Source organism: Streptomyces sp. NPDC059851 (assembly GCF_042732005.1).
In the GTDB taxonomy this organism is placed as follows: domain Bacteria; phylum Actinomycetota; class Actinomycetes; order Streptomycetales; family Streptomycetaceae; genus Streptomyces.
The window spans coordinates 1-11,686 of the sequence record NZ_JBHWJJ010000189.1 but is presented as its reverse complement, the minus strand read 5'-3'; the positions used below and the strand labels follow the sequence as shown (position 1 = coordinate 11,686).

10 protein-coding genes and 1 pseudogene are annotated in these 11,686 nt (G+C 72.2%); 7 read left to right on the top strand and 4 right to left on the bottom strand.

Annotated features, from left to right (window positions below; translation table 11 throughout):
• Positions 1–349, top strand: a 349-nt coding sequence (locus ACFV7Q_RS36105) for a GNAT family N-acetyltransferase (RefSeq protein ID WP_385435163.1), incomplete at its 5' end; no start/stop codon positions are given.
• Between the two features lie 190 nt (positions 350–539).
• Here the strand turns inward: ACFV7Q_RS36105 and ACFV7Q_RS36100 are convergent.
• Entirely contained in the window at positions 540–1,043 is a 504-nt protein-coding gene (locus ACFV7Q_RS36100; RefSeq protein WP_385435162.1) for a GNAT family N-acetyltransferase, read from the bottom strand.
• A gap of 264 nt (positions 1,044–1,307) precedes the next feature.
• On the opposite strand from ACFV7Q_RS36100, the gene ACFV7Q_RS36095 reads away from it, so the two are divergent.
• The 6 genes from ACFV7Q_RS36095 (at position 1,308) to ACFV7Q_RS36070 (ending at position 9,546) form a co-directional block, all read left to right on the top strand.
• On the top strand, positions 1,308–2,630 hold the full coding sequence (locus ACFV7Q_RS36095; protein ID WP_385435161.1) for a sensor histidine kinase: 1,323 nt from the start codon (positions 1,308–1,310) through the stop codon (positions 2,628–2,630).
• The gene (locus tag ACFV7Q_RS36090) at positions 2,627–3,331 is read left to right on the top strand and encodes a response regulator (protein WP_385435160.1); all 705 of its coding nucleotides are present in this window, start codon (positions 2,627–2,629) and stop codon (positions 3,329–3,331) included. Before ACFV7Q_RS36095 ends, ACFV7Q_RS36090 begins: the two co-directional genes overlap by 4 nt.
• A 299-nt stretch (positions 3,332–3,630) precedes the next feature.
• Complete coding sequence (locus ACFV7Q_RS36085) at positions 3,631–3,996, top strand: S26 family signal peptidase (protein ID WP_385435159.1); 366 nt, start codon at positions 3,631–3,633, stop codon at positions 3,994–3,996.
• Between the two features lie 230 nt (positions 3,997–4,226).
• A complete protein-coding gene (locus ACFV7Q_RS36080; RefSeq protein WP_385435158.1) occupies positions 4,227–5,441 on the top strand; it encodes an alpha/beta hydrolase in 1,215 nt (404 codons plus the stop codon).
• 270 nt (positions 5,442–5,711) lie between these two features.
• Positions 5,712–8,420: an AAA family ATPase gene (locus tag ACFV7Q_RS36075; protein ID WP_385435157.1), complete on the top strand. Its 2,709-nt coding sequence runs from the start codon at positions 5,712–5,714 to the stop codon at positions 8,418–8,420.
• 157 nt (positions 8,421–8,577) lie between these two features.
• Positions 8,578–9,546 carry a helix-turn-helix domain-containing protein gene (locus tag ACFV7Q_RS36070; protein WP_385435156.1) on the top strand — a complete coding sequence of 323 codons (969 nt, stop codon included), beginning with the start codon at positions 8,578–8,580 and terminating at the stop codon, positions 9,544–9,546.
• 48 nt (positions 9,547–9,594) lie between these two features.
• Here ACFV7Q_RS36070 and ACFV7Q_RS36065 read toward each other — a convergent pair whose 3' ends face one another.
• The 3 genes and pseudogenes from ACFV7Q_RS36065 to ACFV7Q_RS36055 all read right to left on the bottom strand — a co-directional run.
• Positions 9,595–10,230: a CE1759 family FMN reductase gene (locus ACFV7Q_RS36065; protein ID WP_385435164.1), complete on the bottom strand. Its 636-nt coding sequence runs from the start codon at positions 10,228–10,230 to the stop codon at positions 9,595–9,597.
• 5 nt (positions 10,231–10,235) lie between these two features.
• Entirely contained in the window at positions 10,236–11,339 is a 1,104-nt protein-coding gene (locus ACFV7Q_RS36060) for an LLM class flavin-dependent oxidoreductase (RefSeq protein ID WP_385435155.1), read from the bottom strand.
• A gap of 159 nt (positions 11,340–11,498) precedes the next feature.
• Positions 11,499–11,686, bottom strand: a pseudogene (locus ACFV7Q_RS36055) (hypothetical protein); the annotation flags it as partial.

Genomic DNA, 11,686 nt, shown 5'->3' with positions numbered 1-11,686 from the left:
GATCACGGACGGCCCGGAAACGATCCTGCTCGCCGCCCTCGACGGCCGCCCCCTCGCCATGTCCTACGCCGTCCCGTCCGCGAGCCGGCCCGGCCTCGCGGAGATCTACAGCTTCTACGGCCACCCCGACGGCTGGGGCAGCGGCGTGGCCGCCGTCCTGATGGCCGAGACGCTGCGCCACCTGCGGGAGGCCGGCTTCCCCCAGGTCCACCTCTGGACTCTCCGCGACACCCCCCGGTCCCGCCGCTTCTACGCCAAGTGCGGCTTCTCCGAATCGGGTCGTGAACGTGCCCTCGACTTCGGCGACGGCAACCCGCTCACCCAAATCGAATACGAGCGTCCCTGCTGAAGGCCGGTGCCGAACGGCGCGACGACCGTCCGCACCTGCCGAGGCTGCAACACGGTGGACGGCCCTCCCAGCGCCGGGCGAACGCCTCCGGGCCACCTTTCGTGGCTGACGCCGGGTCTTCCCCGCCACTGCTGCCTGACTCGACCTGGCGCCGAACCACAGTCACGAGCCCCGGGAGCGTGCTCTCGCGTCACGGCAACGAGCGGGTGAGCCAGACCACCTCACCGTTGTCTTCCATGGAGACGTGGTCCCGCTCGAACCCGAGCTTCTCAAGGACACGGAGCGACGGTGTGTTCCATGCGCCGACGGTCGACCAGAGCCGTTTCCGCCCGGTCGCGATGGCGGCATCGAGCACCGCGCCGGCCGCCTCGGTGGCGTAGCCGCGCCCATGCACCCGCTGGAACAGCTCATACGCGATCTCAGGCTCCTCTACGGTGGCGCGGCCGGTGATCAGCCCGCAGTAACCGATGAAGTCGCCTTCGTCACGACGCTGAATGGGCAACAGGGCGATCCCCGTAGTCGCCGTGGCACTGAGCAGCTCCGCGATGGACGTCCGTATGTGCTCAACCGCGGGTGTCCCGTTGCCGCGTTCGGAGAGGAGGGCGCAGAAGTCAGCGGCGTCCGACACGGCCCACGGCCGCAGTATCAACCGCTCGGTCTCAAGGTGGAACGGCATCGTCTCGTACGGAGTCATGCCCCCACCGTGCCCCACGGGGCATCACGAACTCCAGCTGGTCTCCGGGTTGAAGCCGTGGACTCGTGCTGATCGGGCGGACCTGATGGTCGGGCCCGTCTCGGCGAGGCAGCCGTCTACGGGTGTTCCTCGGTGTCATCCGTGTCGTCCCCCTGGAGAGCTACATACCGATATGGCTCTCCAGCGGGACGCTGGCCAAGGGATTGCGCCGTATGTTCGGTACGGATGAACAGTGAAGTACTGGCGATATCAGATAATGAACACGTGTCCGAGACGACCGCTGCGATGGCAGACCGCCCCGGCCTTCGCATCCTGCGGGCTGATCTCATCTCCCTCCGGGGCCACCCCATGCCTCCGCTGGCCTGGCCACGCTGGCTGCGCTGGCTACCCCACAGCCTCGTGTGCTTCGCAGCCGCTCTGACGGCCGCCGCTTCAGCGAGTCCGACCGCCCCGGCCTTGGCCATCGGGCACGCGGCCATGCTGGTGCTGGCCCTGCGCTGGCCGGCGTCCGCCTGGTGGCTGTCGATGGCCTTCGTCACCGGCATCACCTTGGTGTATCCGCCCACCCGTGACACCCAGATCTACGTGTGGATGGTGCATGCCGGGGTCCTCTTCCTCCTCGCCCTGCGGGTGCGCTTGTTCTCGGCGACCACCACGACCGTACTCAGCACCCTGCTGGCCGTTGGGCTGAAGGCGTCCGGCCGTACCGTCGGGTCCTGGACGATGATCACCGGAGCCCTCACGCTGTTCGCTCTGGCCCTGCTCATCGGAGCCGTGGTGCGCGGCCGCCGCGAGGACCATGCACGCCTCACCGAGCAGATCGCCGCCACGGCCCGGGAACGGGCGCTGCGCACTGTCCTGGAGGAGCGCACTCGGATCGCCCGCGAGCTGCACGACGTCGTGGCCCACCACCTTTCACTCATCTCCATCCAAGCCGATGCCGCGCCCTATCGGGTGCAGGCCCCACCAGCGGAACTGGTCACCGAGTTCGCCTCGATCCGGACCAACGCGCTGGAGGGGCTGGCCGAACTGCGCCAGATGCTCGGCCTCCTGCGGTCGAACGGTCCCGGCGACAGCACGACCGGCACCAGCCCGCAGCCCTCCCTGGCGCAGCTCGACGGGCTGCTCGGCAACGTGCGGGCTGCCGGCCTCCGCACCACCGCTCGGATCGAGGGCACCGCCCGTCATCTACCCCCGGGCGTGGAACTGTCTGCCTACCGCATCGTCCAGGAAGCCCTCAGCAACGTTCTGCGCCATGCCCCCGGTGCTGAGGCGAGCATCGAACTCAGCTACGCGCGTGAGGCATTGTGTCTGAGGGTCGTCAACGGGCCCGCCGCGCTGCCCGCCGCCCCCTCACCCGGTGCCGGGCACGGTGTCATCGGCATGCGGGAACGCGTGGCCATGCTCGGTGGCGAATTCGCCGTCGGCCCCACCCCCGACGGCGGCTACGAGGTGAGCGCGGTGCTGCCGACCTGCCCCGTGCCCGTGCCTACGCCCGAGCCCGCCGCCGCTCCCCCCGGCGCCGTCGCGGTCGCGGCCACCGTCGCCGTCGCCGTCGCCGTCGCCGAAAAGGAGACCTACGCATGACCATCCGTGTGCTCATCGCCGACGACCAGGCCATGGTCCGGGACGCCTTCTCCGTCCTGCTCGGCGCCCAGCCGGACATCGAGGTCGTTGCCACGGCCGAGGACGGCGTGCAGGCCGTCGCCCGAACCGAGGAGCTGGCGCCCGACGTGATCGTGATGGACATCCGGATGCCCGGCCTGGACGGCATCGGGGCCACCCGCCAGATCACGTCCGCCCCCGGCTCTTCGACGAAGATCCTCATCCTGACCACCTTCAACCTCGACGAGTACGTATACGAGGCACTGCGCGCCGGGGCCTCCGGTTTCCTCCTCAAGGACGCCTCCGGCATCCAGCTCGCGGAAGCCGTAAGGGTGGTGGCCCAGGGCGAGGCCCTGCTCGCCCCCGACCTCACGATGCGGCTCATCGAAGAGTTCTCCCGTGTGAGTCCCAGCGCCAAGCAGCCGACCGGCGTGCGCATCGATGCCCTCACCGACCGGGAGACCGAAGTTCTCGGGCAGGTGGCGCAGGGCCTGTCCAATGCGGAGATCGCCCGGGAGTTGGTCGTCGCTGAGGAGACGGTCAAGACCCACGTGGGCCGCATCCTGCGCAAACTACAGCTTCGCGACCGCACCCAGGCCGCCGTCTTCGCCTACGAAACCGGCCTGGTCGCCCCCGGCAACGCCGCCCACCGGATGCCCTCCCTCCGAACCGCCACGCAGTAGTTCTTCGTTACGTCGGGTGATCTTGCCGGCCCAGTGGTCCTGGGCCGCCCACACTGCCCCGCTATCGGGAGCCGGCCCGGCCCCTGACCTCGTTCATCACCACGGACACCGCGTTCGAATCCGCCGTCCGGTGGCAGGACCGGCCTCACTCGACGAGACCGGACTCCGCCCTGGCGCCGTCTTCGATGTGGTCCGGGGGAGCGTCTGGACCGGCGTTGCCGTGCCTGCCTCGCCTCCAGTGCCGCATCAGGCGCCGCAAATCGGTGGGGGGAAGCAGTGCGATCTGCCAGGCTCGTCGGATGGGCGCATTGGATGCAGTGGCAGGCAGGGTTGCTGGTGGAGCCACCGTGGCGTTCCGGCCCAGCGGTTCCTCGATGGTCCCGCTGATACGCAGTCGGCAGCAGGTGGTCGTTGCTCCGGTCGACCCGTCGGCTTTGGAGGTCGGGGACATCGTTCTCGCCCGGGTCGCCGGGACGGTCTACCTTCACCTGGTTTCGTCCGTGGACCCCGCCAGGAAGCGGGTGCAGATCAGCAACAACCGTGGCCGCGTCAACGGCTGGACCGGCCACGATCGTGTCTTTGGCATCTGTGTGGCGGTCGACGGCGTCACCCGGTCAGGGGCCGTGGGGAAGACGCTCGCAGCCGACTCCGACGACTCTTCTTGACGCTCGCGTTCCAGCGGTACCGGGCCGCCGCGCGATGCGCGATCGACGCGGAGGAGGCGGCCGAGCAGGCACGGGTCGCGCACCTCCGTGCACTCTCGGGTAGCTCTGGAGGGCTACGCCGCGGGTTGGCCCCTCCGGGGGACGCAGACCGGCGGCCCGGAAAGCGAACCTTGTGGAGCCGTGTTCGGAGGACTGTCCTCCCGCGACCCACATCTGCAAGGAACGCCACCATGTCCACAGCCCTATGCCCGGTACCTACCTCCCGGCCCTCGCCTCCCGGCAAGGTCAAGAGGTCCCTACGCGTCGTTCTCGCCTCGATCGCCTCGGCTCTGACCTCCCTCGTAGCTGTGATCATGTTGGGTGCGTACTTTCCGGCCATCCCCAAGGCCGGAGTCATCGGCCCGGTCATCGGCGGACAGTACCCCTTCCACGTGGCGCTCCTCGCCCTGGTGGGCACCGCTTTGGGAGCCCTGGCTTTGCGTGGCGGCTTGGTGCGCTGGGGGCGCGTGCTCACCTCAGTGACCGCACTGTCGGCCATCGCCGCTCTGGGGATCGGGGGCATACAGTTCACCGCCGCGCGCGACGCCGGTACGGAGGTCTCCTTCAGCCAGGTCTTCAGCGAGCTGGCCTTCCCCGGCGGTGCCGCACCGGACACGACGCAGATCTATGCCACCCGTGACGGCGAGGCGCTCGAAGCGGACGTGTACCTGGCCACGGGGAGCCGGGGCAGCAAGGTGCCGGCGATCGTGCTCGCCCATGCCGGAGGCTTCCGCACCTTCGACAAGAGCGACTTGCGGGGCACCGGCCGTTGGCTGGCGGACCACGGTGTGGCCGTCATTGCCGTCGACTACCGCCTGGCCACCCCCGACCGCCCCACATGGAACAAGGCCCCGCAGGACCTGGTGACCGCCTTGGCTTGGACACAGGCCCACGCCGACGAGTACGGCATCGACTCCTCCCGCATCTCGCTGGGCGGCATGTCGGCCGGGGGCACGCTCGCGATGAATACGGCTTACCGCCTCCAGAACGGCACCATGCGGGCCACCGAGGGCACCACACCGGAGCCCCCGTCCTCCGTGGTCGGCTTCTACCCGGGCACCGACGTCGACGGCATGTGGGAGGAAGACGTTGCCGGCAGCCGTGAGGCCGCAGAGCTCTTCACGGGCGGCACACCCGCCCGCTACCCCGAGCGCTACCGCGAGGTCTCCCCGACCAGCGACATCCGAGAGGGCCTGCAGCGCACCCTGCTCGTCGTGGGAGACCGCGACCGCAGCGCCCGCCCCGAAACCATCAAGGAGTTCGGCGTCTCTCTCCAGGCCAAGGGCGTGGACACGACGGTGAAGGAACTTCCCTTCGCCGAGCACGCCTTCGACGACGCCTACGGCAGCCTCGTCTCCCAGACGAGCCGTCAGATCCTCCTCGACTTCCTCAACGAGAGCGGGTGACACTGCCGTCGCTGTCGCCGTCGCGGTCTCGGCGCGACAGCGAAGGCCGCGCTGCTTTGCCGGTCAGGGCCGGAAACCCGCTCGTGTGAGTGCGACCTCGGACAGGGCGGAGACGGCCGGCCTCCTCGTCCCGGTCGCCGACCACGCGGCCGCCCGCCGGAGTGCTCCGCACCGATACCGATGCTCACGCTGAGTTATGCTCTGGCCTGCGCGTTCGTGATACGGCGAACGCCGCACGGCACCGAGCGTGACAAGTTCAGGAGACATGAGTTGATCGGACGTCAGAGGGAGCGGGCGGTCATCGCCGAAGCGCTCGCGCCGAGCGGGCCCGTTGCGTCGCTGCTGCTGCTCGGGGAGCCCGGGGTCGGCAAGACCACCCTCCTCGACTCGGCGGTCGAGGCGGCCTCGGCCGCCGGCACCACCGTACTCAGGGTGCGCGGCAACGCCGCCGAGACCGAACTCGCCTTCGCCGGCCTGCACCAGCTGCTGCTCCCCGTCCTCGACCGCGCGGAGGGCCTGCCCGTCCGGCAGCGCGCCGCCCTACTGAGCGCCTTCGGCCTGGGCGACGACCCCGCGCCGCCGGACCTCATGATGATGAGCCTCGCGGTGCTTACCCTTGCCTCGCAACTCGCTTCCGCCAGGCGTCTGTTGCTGGTGGTCGACGACGTCCAGTGGCTCGACCACGGCAGCTGCCAAGTCCTGGGCTTCCTCGCGCGGCGCCTCGCCGGCGAGCCCATCGGGCTGCTCGTTGCCGCCCGCGGCACACACCGCCCCGACTGGCTGGACCGGTCCGTTCCGGAGCTGGTGGTCCCGGCCCTGCCGCCGGCCGAGGCCGAGGAACTCCTCAGTGCCCAGCCGGACGCCCCGGTCGGCCCCGCCCGCCGACGGCTCCTCGACACGGCAGCCGGCAACCCCCTCGCCCTGGTGGAGCTCGCCCGGCAGGCATCGCACGACGGCGGACTGCCGGCGACGGGCCACGTGCCGGTGACCGACCTGCTGGAACGCACCTTCGCCGCCCAGGTGGGCGAGCTGCCCGCGGCGTCCCGCGAGGCGCTGCTGCTCGCCGCGGCGGCGGAGGGCGCGGCCCTCGCCGACGTGATGGCCGCGCTGCCGGCGGGCACGGACGTGGAGGTCTGGCAGCCGGCGGAACAGGCGGGCCTGATCCGCCTCCACGCGGACCGCATCGACTTCCGCCATCCGCTGATCCGGTCCGCCATCTACGGTGCCGCGCCCTTCGCCGAACGCCGGCGCGCCCACCTGGCGTTGGCCGCCGCACTCCAGGGCGACCCCGACCGGCGGGCCTGGCAGCTGTCGGCGGCGACCGTGGCGCCCGACGCGTCGGTCGCCGGCGCACTGGAGGAAACCGCACTGCGGGCGGTGGCGCGCGGGGCCATGGCGGAGGCGGTCGCCGGTCTGGAGCGGGCAGCCCAGCTGGGCACCGACCCGGCCGACCGGACCCGCCGGTTGGCCACCGCGGCGTACGCCTCGGTCCTGGTCGGCGACCTCGGGCAGGCGGAAGCGCTCGCCTCGCAGGCCCTCGAAGCGAACCGTGACCCGATGACCACGGGGTGGATCTGCGGGCTCAGCGGCCTCGTCGCCATGCTGACGATGCGGATGGAGAGGGCGTTCGCGCTGGTCGACTCGGACGGGCTGATGCACCCGGCGGCGATCGGCGCCGGTGTGTCCACGATCGCGACCGGCATCGCCTACCACTCGGGTTCCGCCGCGCAACGTGTGCGTGTGCGCGACCTGTTGGACCGGCGCGACACGCGCGACATCGCCGCCCATCCCTTCCACCTCTGGGACCTCGGGGTGACGGACCCGTTCGTCCACGGCGCCGCGATCCGCGACCGGCTGCCCGCGGTCGCCGCGGCCCCCGGCCGGCTCCCCACCGAACTGCACACCCTCGGCGTGCTGTGCCTGGTGCTCGACGAGACGGAGACGGCGGTGAGCCTGCTCGGCGAGCTGGTGAACCCGCAGTGGGAGGACGCGGACGCCTTCCACGCCGGGATGACCGCCGCCGACCTGGCCTGGGCGAACGTGGACTGCGGCAGGTGGGCGGACGCACGGCTCGGCGTCGAGCGGCTCGCCGCACGGTTCCTGGAGGGTGAGCACACCCTCGGCTCCGTACGGGCTCTGACGGTCCTGGCCACCCTGCACGCCCTCACCGGCGAGCCGGGGCCGGCGCTCCGGCACGCGGCGGCGGCGCTGGCCGTGACCGAGCCGGCCGGCGCGCTCGGGACGGTGGTGCGCGCCCGCCGCGCCGCCGGCCTGGCGGCCACCGCCCTCGGTGACCACGCCGCCGCCCACCGGCACCTGCGCGGCCTGTTCGACGCCGCGGGCGTCCCCCTGCACCACCACCTCTCCTGCTACGCGGTCGCCGACCACGCGGCCGCCGCCGTGCTGACCGGCCACGCCGACGAGGCCCGTACGGTACTGGAGCGGGTGACCGCCGAGGTCGGCAACGGGGCCTCGGCCCGGCTGCGGCAGACGATGGACCGGGCCGCCGCACTGCTCGCCGACCCGGCGGAGGCCGGGCCCCTGTTCCTGGCCGCACTGGCCGACCCCACGGGGCAGCGGTGGCCGTTCGAACGGGCCCAGGTCTGGCTGGAGTACGGCGAGTGGCTGCGCCGGCAGCGCCGGATAGCCGATGCCCGCGAGGCGCTCACCAAGGCACGGGAGATCTTCGACGGCCTCGGTGCCGTGCACTGGAGCGGGCGGGCCGAGGCGGAGCTGCGGGCGGCCGGCGTGACCGTCGAGTCGGGCCGGCACAGCGCCCTGCGTTCCCTGACGCCACAGCGGCAGCGGATCGTTCGGCTCGCCGCCCAGGGGCTGACGAACCGTGAGATCGGCGAGCGGCTCTTCCTGTCCCCGCGCACCGTGGGTACCCACCTCTACCAGGCGTTCCCGGCGCTGGGCGTCACCTCGCGCAGCCAACTGCGGGACGTGGTCGAGGAGGACGCGGCGGCGGCCCACTGACCGGACGGCCGGTGCCGGAACGGCCGGTGCCGGAACGGCCGGTGCCGGCGCCCGGCGACGGTGTGACGTACACGGGGCAAGTCACTTGACGGATGGCACCGGCGGCCGGTGATCCGAGAGTGGGTGCGAACCCACCGCGCACCCTCCCGGAGTCACGTTGCCCCAGGTCACCACCACTGCAGCCCCGTCAGTCACCGAACGCGCCGACCACTGGCACAGCCTGGTCTCCGGCACCTTCGTCCCGTTGGACGTCACCCTCCACGAACGGGAGCACGCGGTCGGCACCATCGTCAGCCAGCACGTCGGTTCCCTGCAGATCTCCGAGGTCGAGGCCGGCCCGCAGTCCGTCACCCGCAACCGGCGCCGCATCGCGCAGGGGGGCGGACAGTACGTGACCCTCACCCTCCAGCACCGCGGCACCGCACGGCTCACCCAGCACGGACGGCAGGCGCTGGTCGTGCCGGGTACGTTCACCTGCTCCGACGCCGGCCAGCCGTACCGCCGGGAGCAGCCGGACGACTTCCGGTTCACCGCGTTCCGCCTGCCGAAGGAGGACATCGGCGTCTCGGACGACGACCTCAGGGCCGTGACGGGAACCCTGTTCGACGGCCGGTCCGGGACCGCAGGACTACTCGCCGGCTACCTCGCCCGGCTCGCGGAGCAGGCGTCCGGCTTCGCCCCGGACACCGGCCACCGGCTCGCCCTGACCGCCGCCGACCTGCTCGCGGTGCTGGTCCGCGAACGGCAGGGCCGGCTGGACCCGCGGGCGCCGGAGGCCGCCCGGGGCATGCTGGTCCGGGTCAAGGAGTACGTCCGGCAGCACCTGGCGGATCCCGGGCTGTCCCCGGAGCGGATCGCGGCCGCGCACCACATCTCGGTGCGCCACCTGCACCGGCTCTTCCAGGCGGAGGGGACGTCCGTGGGCCGGTGGATGCACCGCGAGCGCCTGGACCGGTGCCGGCGGGACCTGTCGCGCGGCTCCGGGAACGGGCCGACGGTGTCGGCGGTCGCGCAGAGCTGGGGCTTCGTGAGCCCCTCGCACTTCAGCAGGGCCTTCCGCGCCGCGTACGGGATGTCGCCCCGGGAGTGGCAGACGGCGTCCCGGGGGCCGGCCGGCACCGGCTGAGCGGCCGGCCCCCGGCCGACCTCCGGCTGCCGGCACGGCCGGGTGCGCTCACCCGAGGTCGCCCCGCAGCGCCGCGAGCTGTTCCTCGAACGGCACCACCTCCTCCGCGTCCCCGCCCCCGCCCGTGGAGGGCGCGCGTCCGGCGACCGGCATCAGCGCGACCAGCTCGCCGGCGGCCCGCTCGACCCGGCCGGCCAAGGCGGCACGTCGGCCCTCGCCCGCCGACCCCCAGTCCTCCGGGGCGGCGAACACCGCCGTCGGTACCACCGCGGCCCGCAGGTGGGCGAAGAGCGGCCGCATCGCGTACTCCAGGGCCAGGGAGTGCCGGGCCGTGCCGCCCGTGGCGCCGAGCAGCACCGGTGTGCCGACGAGCGCCTCCCGGTCGAGGAGGTCGACGAACGACTTGAACAGGCCGCTGTAGGAGGCGGCGAAGACCGGGGTCACGGCGACCAGCCCGTCCGCCGCCGCCACCGCCTCCAGGGCTGCTGCCAGTGCGGGCGGCGGGAAGCCGGTGACCAAGTGGTGGGCGATGTCGACGGCCAGCGGCCGCAGTTCGACCACGGTGGTCTCCACGGTCCCGGCGGAGTCGCCCGCCCTGCGCTCCACCGCGGCGGCGAGCCGGTCGGCCAGCAGGCGGCTGGACGAGGGGACGCTCAGGCCGGCCGTCACGACGGTCAGGCGCACCGTGGTCACTGCTGCGCCCCCGCCCGCTGCTCCTCGCCGGCCCGGCGGGCGACGAGTGCCCGGTGCGTGGGGGCGTCCGCCACGCCCTGCGGGCGCAGCGCCGCGAACTCCTTGCGCAACACCGGCACTACCTCTTCGCCGAGCAGGTCCAGCTGCTCCAGCACCGTCTTCAGCGGCAGGCCGGCGTGGTCCATCAGGAACAGCTGGCGCTGGTAGTCCCCGAAGGTCTCGCGGAAAGTGAGCGTCTTTTCGATCACCTGTTGCGGGCTGCCTACCGTCAGCGGGGTCTGCTCGGTGAACTCCTCCAACGAGGGTCCGTTCCCGTAGACCGGAGCGGCGTCGAAGTAGGGACGGAACTCGCGTACGGCCTCCTGGGAGTTGCGCCGCATGAACACCTGGCCGCCGAGGCCGACGACGGCCTGCTCGGGGGTGCCGTGGCCGTGGTGGGCGAAGCGGCGCCGGTAGAGGTCGATGAGCCGGCGGAAGTGGTCCTTGGGCCAGAAGATGTTGTTGGCGAAGAAGCCGTCGCCGTAGTAGGCGGCCTGCTCCGCGATCTCGGGGCTGCGGATGGAGCCGTGCCAGACGAAGGGCGGTACGCCGTCCAGCGGGCGGGGCGTGGAGGTGAAGCCCTGGAGCGGCGAGCGGAAGCGCCCCTCCCAGTCCACCACGTCCTCGTGCCACAGGCGGCGCAGCAGGGCGTAGTTCTCGATGGCGAGGGGGATGCCGTCGCGGATGTCCCGGCCGAACCACGGGTAGACCGGGCCGGTGTTGCCGCGCCCCATCATCAGGTCGACGCGCCCGCCGGCCAGGTGCTGGAGCATCGCGTAGTCCTCGGCGATCTTCACCGGGTCGTTGGTGGTGATGAGCGTCGTGGAGGTGGAGAGGATCAACCGCTCGGTGCGGGCGGCGATCCAGCCCAGCATGGTGGTCGGCGAGGAGGGCACGAACGGCGGGTTGTGGTGTTCGCCGGTGGCGAAGACGTCCAGGCCGACCTCCTCCGCCTTGAGGGCGATGGCCGTGATGGCCTTGATCCGCTCGTGCTCGGTGGGCGTCCGACCCGTGGTCGGGTCGGGCGTCACGTCGCCCACCGAGAAGATTCCGAACTGCACAGGGCGCCTTTCGAGGATGCGTGCGCGCGTGGGACGCACGAGGGTGGGGTGGGTGTGCGCGGTGGTGGGTGCGCGGTGGTGGTGGTCCCGGGGCGCGGGGAGGGGCGCCCCGGGCGGGTCGGGCGCCCCGGGCGGCGGGCCGGGCGCCCCGGGCGGGCCTCAGAGGGTGCGGCGGACGCCGGCCTGCCGTTCCAGGTTGCGCAGTTGCACGGCGAGGTCGCCTTCGACGGCGTGGTGGGCCGGTCCGCTGCGGCCGATCGGGAGGACCTCCTCGCTGCGCATGTCCTCCAGCATCAGTGCGAAGGCCGCGTAGGCCGCCGCGAGTGCCACGGCCAGACCGAGGGCGC

Coding starts and splice junctions, on each gene's coding strand:
- ACFV7Q_RS36090 (WP_385435160.1), top strand. CDS start 2,627: ATGACCATCCGTGTGCTCATCGCCGACGACCAGGCCATGGTCCGGGAC.
- ACFV7Q_RS36080 (WP_385435158.1), top strand. CDS start 4,227: ATGTCCACAGCCCTATGCCCGGTACCTACCTCCCGGCCCTCGCCTCCC.
- ACFV7Q_RS36100 (WP_385435162.1), bottom strand. CDS start 1,043: ATGACTCCGTACGAGACGATGCCGTTCCACCTTGAGACCGAGCGGTTG.
- ACFV7Q_RS36085 (WP_385435159.1), top strand. CDS start 3,631: ATGGGCGCATTGGATGCAGTGGCAGGCAGGGTTGCTGGTGGAGCCACC.